At 61.5% G+C, this 13035-nt stretch carries 13 protein-coding genes and 1 other RNA gene; 6 read left to right on the plus strand and 8 right to left on the minus strand.

Translation table 11 applies throughout. From position 1 onward, the window contains the following. Window positions 1-45: 45 nt before the first annotated feature. The 3 genes from serS (at window position 46) to purF (ending at window position 3851) form a co-directional block, all read left to right on the plus strand. Window positions 46-1344 carry a serine--tRNA ligase gene (gene serS, locus ACT7DK_RS06020; RefSeq protein ID WP_445397305.1) on the plus strand — a complete coding sequence of 433 codons (1299 nt, stop codon included), beginning with the start codon at window positions 46-48 and terminating at the stop codon, window positions 1342-1344. Between the two features lie 480 nt (window positions 1345-1824). Then, window positions 1825-2310 carry a CvpA family protein gene (locus ACT7DK_RS06025; protein WP_445402289.1) on the plus strand — a complete coding sequence of 162 codons (486 nt, stop codon included), beginning with the start codon at window positions 1825-1827 and terminating at the stop codon, window positions 2308-2310. Between the two features lie 20 nt (window positions 2311-2330). After that, window positions 2331-3851, plus strand: a complete 1521-nt coding sequence (gene purF, locus ACT7DK_RS06030; RefSeq protein WP_445397307.1) for an amidophosphoribosyltransferase — start codon at window positions 2331-2333, stop codon at window positions 3849-3851. Window positions 3852-3914: 63 nt separating this feature from the next. Here the strand turns inward: purF and ACT7DK_RS06035 are convergent, their stop codons facing one another. The 5 genes from ACT7DK_RS06035 to ACT7DK_RS06055 all read right to left on the minus strand — a co-directional run bounded on the left by ACT7DK_RS06035 (window position 3915) and on the right by ACT7DK_RS06055 (window position 7625). Continuing rightward, on the minus strand, window positions 3915-4514 hold the full coding sequence (locus ACT7DK_RS06035) for a Yip1 family protein (protein WP_445397309.1): 600 nt from the start codon (window positions 4512-4514) through the stop codon (window positions 3915-3917). Window positions 4515-4681: 167 nt separating this feature from the next. Continuing rightward, the gene (locus tag ACT7DK_RS06040; protein WP_445397311.1) at window positions 4682-5146 is read right to left on the minus strand and encodes an MOSC domain-containing protein; all 465 of its coding nucleotides are present in this window, start codon (window positions 5144-5146) and stop codon (window positions 4682-4684) included. Next, window positions 5139-5786: a hypothetical protein gene (locus ACT7DK_RS06045; protein WP_445397313.1), complete on the minus strand. Its 648-nt coding sequence runs from the start codon at window positions 5784-5786 to the stop codon at window positions 5139-5141. Before ACT7DK_RS06045 ends, ACT7DK_RS06040 begins: the two co-directional genes overlap by 8 nt. A gap of 41 nt (window positions 5787-5827) precedes the next feature. Then, window positions 5828-6601, minus strand: coding sequence for an alpha/beta fold hydrolase (locus ACT7DK_RS06050; RefSeq protein WP_445397315.1), 774 nt, complete (start codon window positions 6599-6601; stop codon window positions 5828-5830). Next, on the minus strand, window positions 6594-7625 hold the full coding sequence (locus tag ACT7DK_RS06055) for a DUF2817 domain-containing protein (RefSeq protein ID WP_445397317.1): 1032 nt from the start codon (window positions 7623-7625) through the stop codon (window positions 6594-6596). Before ACT7DK_RS06055 ends, ACT7DK_RS06050 begins: the two co-directional genes overlap by 8 nt. 324 nt (window positions 7626-7949) lie before the next feature. Between ACT7DK_RS06055 and ACT7DK_RS06060 the strand changes: the two genes are divergently transcribed. Next, window positions 7950-10598 carry an EAL domain-containing protein gene (locus ACT7DK_RS06060; protein WP_445397319.1) on the plus strand — a complete coding sequence of 883 codons (2649 nt, stop codon included), beginning with the start codon at window positions 7950-7952 and terminating at the stop codon, window positions 10596-10598. 87 nt (window positions 10599-10685) lie between these two features. On the opposite strand, the gene ssrA is transcribed toward ACT7DK_RS06060, so the two are convergent. Together ssrA and smpB are read right to left on the minus strand one after the other, a co-directional pair. Beyond that, window positions 10686-11046, minus strand: a transfer-messenger RNA (tmRNA) gene (gene ssrA, locus ACT7DK_RS06065). A gap of 45 nt (window positions 11047-11091) precedes the next feature. Further along, window positions 11092-11577 (minus strand): SsrA-binding protein SmpB, encoded by a 486-nt coding sequence (smpB, locus tag ACT7DK_RS06070; RefSeq protein WP_445397321.1) that lies wholly within the window; start codon window positions 11575-11577, stop codon window positions 11092-11094. 136 nt (window positions 11578-11713) lie between these two features. On the opposite strand from smpB, the gene ACT7DK_RS06075 reads away from it, so the two are divergent. Further along, the gene (locus ACT7DK_RS06075) at window positions 11714-12157 is read left to right on the plus strand and encodes an SRPBCC family protein (RefSeq protein WP_445397323.1); all 444 of its coding nucleotides are present in this window, start codon (window positions 11714-11716) and stop codon (window positions 12155-12157) included. Continuing rightward, a complete protein-coding gene (locus ACT7DK_RS06080; protein ID WP_445397325.1) occupies window positions 12108-12485 on the plus strand; it encodes an RnfH family protein in 378 nt (125 codons plus the stop codon). Before ACT7DK_RS06075 ends, ACT7DK_RS06080 begins: the two co-directional genes overlap by 50 nt. 54 nt (window positions 12486-12539) lie before the next feature. On the opposite strand, the gene ACT7DK_RS06085 is transcribed toward ACT7DK_RS06080, so the two are convergent. Continuing rightward, a complete protein-coding gene (locus ACT7DK_RS06085; RefSeq protein WP_445397327.1) occupies window positions 12540-12878 on the minus strand; it encodes an outer membrane protein assembly factor BamE in 339 nt (112 codons plus the stop codon). Between the last annotated feature and the right edge of the window lie 157 nt (window positions 12879-13035).

A 13035-nucleotide genomic window follows, 5' to 3' on the forward strand; every position in this document is an offset into this window, starting at 1 on the left:
GACCCTGCGTGTCATACGCATTACAAGCATCAAATAAGGTAACTCATGCTGGATCCCAAATACCTGCGCAGCGATATCGCCGACACGGCCGCGCGGCTGGCAAGCCGTGGTTTTATTCTGGACGTCGAGCTGTTCAACCGGCTCGAGGAAAAGCGGAAGTCCCTGCAATCCCGTACCCAGGAGCTGCAGGCCGAGCGCAATGCCCGCTCCAAGGCCATCGGCCAGGCGGCACGCAGCGGCGAGGACATAGCCCCGTTGAAGGCGGCGGTGTCGCAAATCAACGATGAACTGGATGTGTGCAAGGTCGAGCTGGATGCCCTGCTGGCGGAAATCGAGGCCTTCTGTGCCGCCATTCCCAACCTGCCCCACGCGTCGGTGCCGGTGGGCCGGGACGAGCACGAGAACCAGCTGGTGCGCAGTTGGGGCGAGCCCACCGAGCTTGGCTTCGAGCCCAAGGATCACGTGGCCCTGGGTGAGGACCTGGCCGGGCTCGATTTCAAGGGCGCGGTCAAGATCGCCGGCTCCCGCTTCGTGATTATGCAGGGCCAGATCGCCCGGCTGCACCGGGCCCTGTCCCAGTTCATGCTGGACCTGCATACCGGCGAGCACGGCTACACCGAGTGCTATGTGCCTTACCTGGTGAACAGCGACAGCCTGTTCGGCACCGGCCAGCTGCCCAAGTTTTCTGCCGATCTGTTCCATACCGCCATCGAGGGCGAGGGGGAAGACGAGGGCAAGGTGCGCCGTTTCTCCCTGATCCCCACCTCCGAGGTGCCCCTGACCAACATCGGCCGGGACGAGATCTTCGAGGCGGATCAACTGCCGCTCAAATTCACCGCCCATACCCCTTGTTTCCGCTCCGAGGCGGGCTCCTACGGCCGGGATACCCGGGGTCTCATCCGCATGCATCAGTTCGACAAGGTGGAAATGGTGCAACTGGTACACCCGGAAGCATCCTGGGACGCGCTGGAAGAGATGGTGGGCCACGCCGAGAAAGTGTTGCAGAACCTGTGCCTGCCCTATCGGGTCATGGCTCTGTGCACCGGCGACATGGGCTTTGGGGCCGCCAAGACCTACGATCTGGAAGTCTGGCTGCCGGCCCAGAACACCTACCGGGAGATTTCGTCCGTGTCCAACTGCGCCGATTTTCAGGCCCGCCGCATGCAGGCCCGGGTGCGCGGTGCCGATGGCAAGCCCCAGTTGCTGCACACCCTGAACGGCTCCGGCCTGGCGGTGGGCCGTACCCTGGTGGCGGTGCTGGAAAACTACCAGCAGGCCGACGGTCGTATCGCCGTGCCAGAACTGTTGCAATCCTATATGGGTGGCCTGAAATACATCGGCTGACCCCATGGCCGAGCCAACCAGCCGGGGCCCTGTGCCCCGGCTTTTTTCCATGGGTGTACCGGACGCCGGCCGGTGGTGGCAACCGGGAGCCCCTGTCAGAAACAGCACGAAGGCAACCGGTGAGGTGATATGGAAGGAGGATCATCGGCGGACGAGTGAATCGCCAGCCGGGCCGGTATTCACCCAGGATCTCCCCTGTCATGATGTTCCGCCTGGTGATGCTGCCTTACGCCGTCGAGCTCATGGTCGGTTGGAGCCTGCTCTTTTGCATGGGAGCACGTCCGCCCCGTCGGTCGGTCCAAGGGCGGCTTCCTCCTCACCGGCCTGCCGCCCTTGCCGGGCCGGAGATGGCGATATCCCCGGCCTTTCTTTTATCCGGGATAGTTTGATGTTGAATGAAATTTATCCGCTTTTTCTTCGCCTTTTGCCGGGCTCCTTTGGTAGAATGCGCGGCAATTAAGAGGTTCCCGGCAATAAATGATGGTTTGGATAGACTACGCAATTCTCGGCATTATCGGCCTGTCAGCACTCATCAGCCTGGTCAGAGGCTTTGTGAAGGAAGCGATGTCGCTGGCCACCTGGGTTGCCGCCTTCTTTATCGCCAGCCGTTTCTACGCCGATCTGGCGGTTCATCTCGATATCTCCGACCCTTTGTTCCGTAATGGCGCCGCCATTGCCATTTTGTTTGTGTTGACCCTGATCCTGGGCGCCCTGGTCAACTACATCGTCGGTGAGCTGGTCACCAAGACCGGCCTGTCCGGCACCGACCGGGTGCTGGGCGTCTGCTTCGGCGCGGTGCGCGGCGTCTTTATCGTGGCCGCCATGCTGCTGTTCATCGATACCATGACCGCCTTTCCGCAGAGTCAGTGGTGGCGTGATTCCCGCTTGATCCCGGAATTTGGTATAGTGATCCAGTGGTTTTTCAGCCTGGTTCAGAATTCATCCAGCTTTTTACCCAAGCCATAGCGAGTTGAGGAAATTAGGACATGTGTGGGATTGTCGGTATTCAAGGTACGACCCCGGTAAACCAGGCGCTGTATGACGCCCTGACGGTACTTCAGCACAGAGGTCAGGATGCGGCCGGTATCGTCACCATTTCCGGTGACACCTTCCGCCAGCGCAAGGCCAACGGCCTGGTTCGGGACGTATTTGAAGAGCGCCATATGGAGCGGCTCATCGGTAACGTGGGCATCGGCCATGTGCGTTACCCCACCGCCGGCAGCAGCAGCGTGGCCCAGGCCCAGCCGTTTTACGTGAACTCGCCCTTCGGCATCGCCCTGGCCCACAACGGCAACCTGACCAACGCCAAGGAGCTGAAGGAAGAGCAGTTCCGGGTGGCGCGCCGTCATATCAACACCACCTCCGATTCCGAGGTGCTGATCAACGTGCTGGCCCACGAGCTGGATCAGCAGACCCAGAAGCTGCATCTGGAGCCCAGTCATGTGTTCGCCGCCGTCGGCCGGGTGCACCAGAAGGTGCGCGGTGCCTATGCGGTGGTAGCGGTGATCATCGGTCACGGCATGCTGGCGTTCCGGGATCCCAACGGCATTCGCCCCCTGGTGCTGGGCAAGCGCGACGCGGAAGACGGCGGCATCGAGTATATGGTGGCTTCCGAAAGCGTGGCCCTGGACGCGGTGGGTTTCAGCCTGATCCGCGACGTGGCCCCGGGCGAGGCGATCTACATTACCGAACAGGGCGAGCTGTTTACTCAGCAGTGCGCCGCCGAGCCCCAGCATCATTCCTGCATATTCGAGTATGTCTATTTTGCCCGTCCCGACTCCTTTATCGACAAGGTATCGGTCTACGCCGCCCGGGTGCGCATGGGCCAGAAACTGGGCGCCAAGATCGCCCGGGAATGGGAAGATCTGGACATCGATGTGGTGATCCCCATCCCCGAGACCTCCTGTGACATCGCCCTGGAGATCGCCCAGAACCTGAACATTCCCTACCGCCAGGGGTTCGTGAAGAACCGCTACATCGGCCGCACCTTCATCATGCCCGGCCAGCAGCAGCGCAAGCAGTCGGTGCGCCGCAAGCTGAACGCCATTCCTTCCGAGTTTGCCGGCAAGAACGTGCTGCTGGTGGACGACTCCATCGTCCGTGGCACCACCTCCGAGCAGATCATCCAGATGGCGCGGGAAGCCGGCGCCAAGAAGGTGTATTTCGCCTCCGCGGCCCCGGAGATCCGCTTCCCCAACGTCTACGGTATCGACATGCCCACCGCCAACGAGCTGATCGCCTACGGCCGGGAAGTGGACGAGATCTGCAAGCTGATCGGTGCCGACGGCCTGGTCTTCCAGGATTTGGAGGATCTGGAAGACGCAGTACGCCACTTTAACCCGGAACTGCGCCGGTTCGAGACTTCGGTGTTCACCGGGGAATACGTGACCCAGGACGTGAACCAGGAATACCTGGACGCGCTGAACGCCCTGCGCAGCGACGGCGCCAAGCAGAAGGACAGCATCGACAACAGCCATCTGGAAATTTACAACGAAGGCCAGCCCTGAGTACGGATGTCCGGATAGTAAAAAGGGGTCGTCAGACCCCTTTTTCGTGCCCGTGGCTTTGCCCTATTGGGTATAGATGGGCCCCAGCCCCCAACTCCAGACGATGACGGAGCCGACCATGATGCACACCAGCAGCACCAGGCCGCAGGTGACTACCGAGCTGGCATAGATAAAGCCGCGCTCTTCGGGAATGTGCATGATGATGGGCACCCCGGAGTAGAGCAGGTAAACCGAGTAGGCCAAGCCGGCCAGTCCCACCAGCATCAGGAAGACGGGTTCGGGGTAGAGCACCGCCAGACCGGTCATGAACAGGGGCGTGGCGGTATAGGCCGCCAGCTCCATGCTCTGGGTAAAGTTCGGGTTGGCGCCGAAGGTCTTTGCCATCCAGAAGGTCAGGTAGGCCAGGGCGAAGACGCCGGCGATCAGGGTGACGTACATGCCCACCGACATCACCAGGGCGCTCTGGGTGGTCAGCATGATGGTATTGCTGGTACCGAAGTCCCAGCCGATCATGGTGGCGGAAATAAAGGTGCACACCGCCGGTATCAGGGCGATGAACACCAGGTGTGTCAGGCTGTAGGTCAGACTTTCATGATGGTGGTCTATGGTATGCCACTCTTCTTTGGGGTGCGCATACAGGCCCCAGATATGGTTCAAAATCATAGCGTTGTCCCCTTAACTATCTTTACCGACAAGCGGCTGGCCCGAGGATAAAAACCGCTTATGCCGTTTTCACCTCTACCTAAGTTTGGCCAGAGTCCGGAGAGCGTCAAGCTTGGTTACCTATAAACCACAATTTTGCAACCTGGCTCAAATACTGGGAAGAGTGCCTATTCCAGCACCAGAGGGGCGCCGGGGTAGAGGGTACCCGACTCGAGGATGTCGGCCCGGATGCCGCCAAGCCCCTTGAGAGCGGTCATCATATCTGCGCCGGTCAGGCGGCTGAGCAGACGACAGGGGTGGCAATGGCGCAATCCCCGCAGGCGGACCTCGCCGATACGGAAGGAGCGTCCCAGCAGCAGGCTGACATCCAGATCGGTGACCACCAGGTTGCGGCGAAATTGTTCTGCAGGCAATTGCAGCCCCAGCCGCTGGTTGCAGAGGGCGATGGCCTCCAGGCTGATCAGGCTCAGTTGGCGGCCCCGGCTGAAACACTCGGGCCGGTTGAAGCTGCCGACGGCAAGGTAGTAGCGATCCCCAACAAGGCCCCGGCCGGCCACCGCGTACACCGAGGGGACCGGCTGCAACGGCGCCCTGGCGCGGGGGGCGGTGAGGATCCGGACCAGCTCAGCCATGGCCGGCGGGCGCCAGCACCCGGAAGTGGCTCAGGGAGAAATCCGGCCCCGAGGTCAGCATTTCCTGGCCGTCGGCTTTGTACCAGTGGTGCAGCATCAGGCGGGCGTCCCGCTCCAGGCCGAGATCGGCGCTGCCCGGATGGATGGCCACCCCGAAGGGGACGGCGGGGGTCTCGTCGTCGAAGAAGTCCCGGCAGGCGTCCTCGCCGGCAAACAGCAGGGAAACCGGACGCTGCTCGGCACGTAGCAGTTGCTGCAGCCTTGCCTTCTGATCGCCGTCCCGGGTGCGGCGGTTGGCCAGCAGCACGCCGCAGCGGACATGGAGGAAGTCGGCGAAGGCAAGGGGGTTGATGCCGCTGTCGGCCAGCCAGGCGGCGATGGCCCAGCCTCGCTGGGGGCGACCGCAGAGCAGGCTCAGCAACACTTCCATGCCGGGCTCCATCCTGGCCCAGTTCGCCACCAGCATGGCGACGTTGTCGGTTTCCCGGTAGTAGGGGGTCTCGGCACCCTTGCCGCCGACGGCCAGGCTCTGGGCGCCCAGCCGCAGGGCATAGGGTGCCCTTGCCACTATCAACCGCAGGCGGTCGGCATCGGGTTGCAGTTGAAAGTGTCGGATAAAGGCGGACTGCCAGTCGTGCATGATGGTTCCGTCCGGTTAATGAATGGTAAGCGGATTGTAACTCAAGTCGCGTCCGCTTGGCGTCTCTCCGTCAGCCAGTCGGCTATCTGCCGGCATAGCCAGTCCGGCTCGTCCAGAGGCAGGTCATGGCCGGCGTCCGGATGGCGGCGCAGGGGCAGTCTCCAGGCATCGGCCAGGGCCAGGCTGCAACGGGGGCTGACCAGCTGGTCAGCCAGGCCGTTCAGCACCAGCATGGGGATCGGGGGAGGGCGTTCGGGCGGTCGGTAGCGCAGGGCGGCGAGCAACTGGCACAGGGTGCTGTGTCGGCTGGCGGGCCGCTCCCGGGCGTAACCGGCCCAGCGAGCGAGGAGCTCCGGATTTTCGGCAAAGCGTCGGCTGGTCAGGCGCAATATGGTGCCTTCCTGAGTCTGCGGATCCCGTTGCCACAGCAGCCATTTCAGCAGGGGCCAGTAGGCCTGCGGCTTGAGCCGCTGGTAGAAGGGGCTGAAGCCGGCGAGGCTGGTGTTGATCAGCACCAGGCCGGCCAGCTGCCGTGGATAACGGTTGGCCCAGTCGATGGCGACCATGCCGCCCAGGGACAGGGCCAGCAGGTGGACAGGCCCCTGTCGCAGCCAGGGGTGCCAGCGCAGCCGCAACCGCTCGGTGATGCCGGCGATGGACAGGGGACCGGATTCGCCGTATTCGGCGCCGAAACCGGGCAGATCCGCCAGTATCAGCTCGTCTTGCGGAAAATACTGCCGGAAGCGGCCGGGAAAGTCTTCCCAGTGGCGCCGTTCCCGCATCAGCCCCCGCAGCAGTATCCATCGCCTAGTCATGGGGTTCGCTCCTGTCGAACCAGAGCCGGCGTGCCTCCTGTCGGAGCCGATCGCGTCGAGGCGCGTCCGGCAGCCACAGGGCATGGCTTTCCACCGCCCGGGCCAGAAAGTCGATGAGGATCAGATGGCGGCGCAGCACTCGCTGATGGCGATGGGGCTTGACCGGATTGAACAGGCCGGTCAGGTGCAGCAGCTGCAGGGGGTTTTTGCGCACCCACAGCCAGGAGCCCATTTCCAGGGTGAAGGAGAGGAAGATGCCGGGGCTGTCCCTGTGTAGCAGCGTGAGATGATCCCAGAGGTCACCATGGGTCATGTAGTGCAGCCACTGGGGTTCGATATCGTAGTAGTTGTGATTGGGATAGCTGGTCAGGAACAGCTCCCGCAGGGCCATGGTTTCCGCCAGGCGGGGCGGCGCCGCCTTGCTGCCGGCAAAGGGAAACCAAAGCCTGTCCCTATGCCCGTAGCCGGAGTGGCAGTCCAGCGCCAGGGCGAAGGGGCGGCCGATCAGATGGCGCTCCACCGCTTGGCACAGGGCGGCGGCTTCCGGCTCCAGGGCGGAGCCCCGGTACCAGGGCAGCCGCCGGCTCAGGCGCTGGCCGCCCAGGGGCCAGGGGACCTTTTCACTGGCCTCGACCGGACTGTTGCGCATCAGGTCCACCCCATGGACGTTGGCCCGGGTGCCCCTCAGCATGCCGACCGGGTTCACGACCGGCATAAATACCAGGCTGACCCGCTCCAACAGGCTGTGGGTCAGGCCGGACCAGCGCAGGCTGGCGACCAGGGAATGCAGGTAGGCCAGCACCACGGCGCTGCCGATCCGCTCTATGCCGTGGACGCCGCCGAACAACCCCAGGGCCGGCGCCTCGGCCGCACGGGTGCCGAGCCGGAGCAGTTGCAGCGGTAGCCGCTGGTCGGCGCATGGCAGCCAGCCCAGGGTCTCCAGTCGGGCCTGGGCACCGGCACGTCGGGCCAGCTCGGCCAATTGGTCGAGCTCGGGTAACAGGGAAGGCGAGGGAGCCGGCATCAGGCCCTCCACAAAAGGGGACTCTCTCCAGTGTATGCAATAAAGCATGACGCTTTGAGGACAGGCGCTTTCTTAAAGGGCGAATTTTCGGCGCCGCTGGTCGTCACGTCACCTTGTCGGTCACGTCGGGCTGTGTCGGGTTCGGATCCGCCGGACCTGGCCGGCGATAAGCGGATTTACACAACAACGCGATGTAACCCCGTGCCTTGTATGGGAATTAAATGTTACACTGCTACCGCTTTATTAGTAGCTGCTAACAATAACCAGAAACCGTGTCGCAGACCGGCTCCGTCCATCTCGCCAGTTGCCCCTATTCCATCGCTCATGCTGACAGCCATCATCGAACAAGCCATCCTCCTCCTTGCCCTGGGCTGGTTGCTGACCCTCAACATTCGCCGGGGGCGGCATCATCCCCGGCTGGTGATCCTGACTTCCGGTCTCTGGTTCGGGCTCATCGCCATCGTTTGCATGTTGCTGCCCTTTACGGTGGCGCCCGGGGTACTGCTGGATGCACGCAATGCGGTCCTGTTCGTGGCCGGCCTCTTTGGCGGGCCGCTTTCCGGAGGAATGGCGCTGGCGATGGCCGGCGGTTTCCGGCTCTGGCTGGGTGGAGAAGGGACCATTCCCGGGCTGTTCAGCCTGATGTTGGCACTGGGGTTGGGGTTGGGGATGCGCCATGCGCTCAGGCGGGGCTGGGCACGGCTTGACCTCTGGCATCTGTTGCCGGTGGTGGTGGTGCTGCATTTGACCACGGTGGCCTTGATCTCCTGGCTGTTGTCCTCAGCAGAGCCTGTCCTGTTGCAACCCCTGGTGGGGCCCTTCCTGCTGGTGATGGTGCCCCTGACCCTGATGCTGGTATTTATCCTGAGGGATGCGGAGCAGCGCCGGCGGGAGCAACTGGCCTTGCGCGCGAACGAGTCCCGGCTCAGGGCCATTACCGGCGCCTTGCCGGATCTCCTGTTCGTGATGGACGAGGAGGGGCGTTATCTGGAGGTGGTGTCCTCGGATCCGGGCCTGCTGTTTGCCACCGACGAGCCGTTGATCGGCAAAAGGGTGGCAGAGCTTTTCGCTCCCGAGCTGGCCGGGCGCTTTCTCGATTTTATCCGCCAGAGCCTGCACCAGAAAGCCGAGAATACCCTGGTGTACGCGCTTGAGACCCGCAGTGGGCCGCGTACCTTCGAGAGCCGGGCCCAGGCCCTGGACGGCAAGCCGGCGGTGGTGGTGCTGACCAGGGACATCAGCGCCCGGGTCAGGCATGAAACCGAGCTGCGCATTGCGGCCGTGGCCTTCGAGAGCTTCCAGGGCATGCTGGTGACCGATGCCCGCAACCGTATTCTGAGAGTGAATCGGGCCTTTACCGAAATCACCGGCTACCGTCCCGACGAGGTGATAGGCCGGACGCCCAGCCTCTTCAGCTCCGGCAAGCACGGGCCCGAATTCTACCGGCAGATGTGGCAGAGCATCGAGCAGCTGGGGCACTGGCAGGGGGAGATCCACAACAAGCGCAAGTCCGGCCATCTCTACCCCCAGTGGTTGTCCATCAGTGCGGTAAGGGATGCCGAGGGCAGGGTGAGCCATTACGTGGCCGCCCTCAGCGACATCACCGAGCGCAAGCGGGACGCCGAGAGGATCAATCACCTCGCCTTCTACGATGCCCTGACCGGCCTGCCCAACCGGCGCCTGCTGGCGGAGCGGATCAAGCAGGCCCAGGCGGTGAGCAGCCGTGGCGGCAAGCTCGGTGCCCTCATCTTCATCGATCTGGACAATTTCAAGGACATCAACGATCTCTGGGGACACCAGGTGGGGGATCAGCTGCTGCAGCAGGCGGCGCAACGGCTCAACAAGGTGGTCAGGGAAACGGACACCGTGGCCCGCATCGGGGGCGATGAGTTCGTGGTACTGCTGGGCGATCTGTCCGAAGAGTCGGCGCAGGCCGCGGCCCGGCTGGAGCAAATCGGCCATAAACTGCTGGAAGTGCTGGAGCAGCCCTATGTGCATGAGGTCCATATACTGCGAGGCAGTGCCTGCCTGGGTCTGGTGACCCTGGACGATCACCGCCAGTCCGCCGATGAGTTGCTGCAACAGGCGGAACTGGCCATGTATGAGGCCAAGGCGGACGGCAAGGGCAGGTTGCGCTTCTTCGATCCCGTCATGCAGGAAGCGATTACCCGCCGGCTGAGATTGGAGGAGGAGATTCTCCAGGGGTTGGAGGCGCACCAGTTCTGTGTGTATTTCCAGCCCCAGTTCAACGATCGGCAGGAGATGGTGGGCGCCGAGGCCCTGGTGCGCTGGTGCCATCCGGAGCGGGGGGTGCTGGCCCCGGGCGCTTTTATCGAGGTAGCCGATGCTGCCGGCCTGATGGACCGCATCGATCGCATCGTACTGCTGCGGGCCTGCGAACAGATGGCGCTGTGGGCCCGGCTGCCGGCGCTGAGCGAGATAACGGTATCGGTCAATATCAGCGCCGCCCAGCTGTATCAGGACAGCTTTATCGACGATGTGCTGCAGGTGCTGGCGCAGACCGGGGCCGAGCCAGCCAGACTCAAACTGGAACTGACCGAATCGATGTTGATCACCGACATGCCGAGGGCGACCGCGCGGATGCGGACTCTCAAGCAGCATGGTATCCGTTTTGCCATCGACGATTTCGGCACCGGCTATTCTTCGCTGCATTACCTGCAGCAACTGCCCCTGGACCAGTTGAAGATTGATCAATCCTTCGTCCGGGCCTTGCCCGGCGACGCCAACAGCCTCGGCATTATCCGGGCGATCACCGCCATGGCCGGCAGCCTGGGTCTGGAAGTCATCGCCGAAGGGGTGGAGAACGAAGCCCAGCGTGAGCTGCTGCAGCAGAACGGCTGCCATCTCTATCAGGGTTATCTCTTCGCCCGCCCGACGCCGGCGGGAGAGATAGAGGCGAGGATCGTTGAACGGAACGGTACCATCGCCAACCCAGTGCGAGAGGGATCTTGAGGAAACTGAACCGGGTGGCTGAATCAGTCTTTTAACTAACTGATTTTTTAAATAAAAAAACCGCCTTTCGGCGGTTTTCTAATCGATTGGTGGAGCTGGCGGGAGTTGAACCCGCGTCCGAAAAACCTACGTCGTCGGTACTACATGCTTAGTCAGTCATTAATTTCGCCACCTGCTGCGGACAGACACGCCACAGAATGACTATCCTGAATTGGATTTAACGCTTCAACCGTCAGGCACGGCATCCACGCGATCCTGTGAAGGATGACCTTCCGATTCCCTAAGTCACAGGCAAGCTAGGGTAGAAGGGCTCAGCGCAGGTTATTAAGCTGCGAGTGCGTAGTTTTCGTCGTTTGCGACTATTTTTTTGCGATTTTTTAACGAGGCCTATCGCACCTCGGCATGCACCTTGGAGTTCGAGAATCTCGTCGAATCCTGAATCAGCCCCAAGTTGTGGAACCATGATATTTCAATGGTTGCTAAATAACAAGCCTTAGCGTGCCTTATGTTTCATCATCCGGTCTTTTTCCCGCTGCCAGTCGCGCTCTTTCACGTCCTGGCGCTTGTCGTGGGCCTTCTTGCCCTTTACCAGGCCAATCTCGGCCTTGACCCAGGATTTGGACCAGTACAGGGACAGCGGCACCAGGGTGTAGCCTTCCCGTTCGATAAGACCAGTTAGGCGGTCCAGTTGGCGCCTGTGCAGCAGCAACTTGCGGGTGCGCAAGGGATCACAGACCACATGGGTGGAGGCCATGTTGAGCGGGGTGATGGTGGCGGCAAACAGGAAGGCCTCGCCGTTTCGCATGAACACATAGGCCTCGCCGATGTTGACCTTGCCGGCCCGCAGCGCTTTGACTTCCCATCCTAGCAACTCGACACCGGCTTCGAATTTTTCCTCGATGGAGTATTCGTGCCGTGCCTTGCGGTTAACGGCGATGGTGTTGGAGCCGGGTTTCTTCTTGGCTTTGTTTTTTGTCATAGTGGCGTCATTATACGGCCCCGATGGAGGCTTGGGAATTGGTGGCATGGCAACCGCCTGTTTTTTGCACAAGCACGACGATGAGCAGCGCCCGGATTGATGTTAAAATCAAGGGGTTTTGGTGGTAGGAGAGGTTATGCCCAGTATTACCCGCAGCGCGTTGGTGATGTTCAGCGCGCAACAGATGTACGAGTTGGTGAACGACGTGGATTCATACCCTCAGTTTTTACCGGGTTGCGTGGCCAGCCGAGTCCTGTCCGAGTCGGATAACACCCTGACCGCGGCCCTGGATGTGGCCAAGGCCGGTATTCGCAAGACCTTCACCACGCGTAACCTGCTCAAGCCCAATCAGCGTATCGAGATGGAGCTGGTGGACGGTCCCTTCAAATCGCTGAGCGGGGGCTGGACCTTTACCCCCCTGGACGTGGATGCCTGCAAGGTGGAGCTGAAGCTGCATTTCGAGTTTACCTCCCGGCTGGTTGAGCTGGCCTTCGGCGGGGTCTTCAAGGAGCTCACCAATGCCATGGTGCATGCGTTCAGCGAGCGGGCGAGAGAGGTGTACGGCAGTGAATCTTATTAGAGTGGAGGTGGTGTACGCCCTGCCGTATCAGCAAACGGTACTGAGCATGAGAGTGGCGGCGGCCGACACCGTCCGGCAGGTTATCGAGCAATCTGGCATTCTGCAGCAGTTTCCGGAGATAGACCTCGACAGCAACATGATTGGTGTCTTCGGCCGACAGGTAAAGCTGGAGCAGCAATTGCACGATGGCGACAGAATCGAAATTTATCGTCCCCTGCTGGCGGATCCCAAAGAGATCCGCCGTCGGCGCGCCGAACAGGCCAAGGAAGAGGGGAGAGCCGACAAGGTAACCGGTGGTCGCCCCGATCCCAAGAGAACCAAAAAATAGCGCCTCTGGGAGCCCGTCCCGGCTGGCTCCCGCCATCTCGGCGCAGGCCTTTTCTTACAGTCCGCGGTGAAAGTCTTCGGAAACCGGAAAATCGCCCTGCACCGATACCAAGGCATCGTTGCTGAAATCCAGGGTCAACTGCTTCTGCTCCACATCTCCCCGTCCGGGCTTGAAGTAATAGAGGTAGATCCATTTGTCATGGTTAAAGCCATCCAGGCTCATGGGGTTGCCCAGCAGGAATCGGACCTGCTCCTTGCTCATGCCCTGGCGCAGCTGGGCAACCTGCTTCTCTTCGATGTAGTTGCCCTGAGGGATGTCTACCTTGTAAACCAGACCGCAACCGGTCAGGGGCAGGGCTAAAATTAAGGGTAAAATCAAGGTTTTGAGTTGCATGACAGCGTTATATCCTGTGTGACCTGGCGGGCATCATAGCCGTTGGTGATGGGGTTGTAAAAGCTAGACCCGCAAACCAGCGAATGGTTCAGTGAGCTGAGTCATGGTCATTTTCCCGCAACTGGCCTAATATCTTCACCTGTAACTATACCTATCG

The sequence above is a fragment of the Zobellella sp. An-6 genome (assembly GCF_052487945.1).

Bases quoted from the DNA above. Each gene is read 5' to 3' on its own strand.
- serS (WP_445397305.1), top strand. From the start codon at position 46: ATGCTGGATCCCAAATACCTGCGCAGCGATATCGCCGACACGGCCGCG.
- ACT7DK_RS06025 (WP_445402289.1), top strand. From the start codon at position 1,825: ATGGTTTGGATAGACTACGCAATTCTCGGCATTATCGGCCTGTCAGCA.
- purF (WP_445397307.1), top strand. From the start codon at position 2,331: ATGTGTGGGATTGTCGGTATTCAAGGTACGACCCCGGTAAACCAGGCG.
- ACT7DK_RS06035 (WP_445397309.1), bottom strand. From the start codon at position 4,514: ATGATTTTGAACCATATCTGGGGCCTGTATGCGCACCCCAAAGAAGAG.
- ACT7DK_RS06040 (WP_445397311.1), bottom strand. From the start codon at position 5,146: ATGGCTGAGCTGGTCCGGATCCTCACCGCCCCCCGCGCCAGGGCGCCG.
- ACT7DK_RS06045 (WP_445397313.1), bottom strand. From the start codon at position 5,786: ATGCACGACTGGCAGTCCGCCTTTATCCGACACTTTCAACTGCAACCC.
- ACT7DK_RS06050 (WP_445397315.1), bottom strand. From the start codon at position 6,601: ATGACTAGGCGATGGATACTGCTGCGGGGGCTGATGCGGGAACGGCGC.
- ACT7DK_RS06055 (WP_445397317.1), bottom strand. From the start codon at position 7,625: ATGCCGGCTCCCTCGCCTTCCCTGTTACCCGAGCTCGACCAATTGGCC.
- ACT7DK_RS06060 (WP_445397319.1), top strand. From the start codon at position 7,950: ATGCTGACAGCCATCATCGAACAAGCCATCCTCCTCCTTGCCCTGGGC.
- smpB (WP_445397321.1), bottom strand. From the start codon at position 11,577: ATGACAAAAAACAAAGCCAAGAAGAAACCCGGCTCCAACACCATCGCC.
- ACT7DK_RS06075 (WP_445397323.1), top strand. From the start codon at position 11,714: ATGCCCAGTATTACCCGCAGCGCGTTGGTGATGTTCAGCGCGCAACAG.
- ACT7DK_RS06080 (WP_445397325.1), top strand. From the start codon at position 12,108: ATGCGTTCAGCGAGCGGGCGAGAGAGGTGTACGGCAGTGAATCTTATT.
- ACT7DK_RS06085 (WP_445397327.1), bottom strand. From the start codon at position 12,878: ATGCAACTCAAAACCTTGATTTTACCCTTAATTTTAGCCCTGCCCCTG.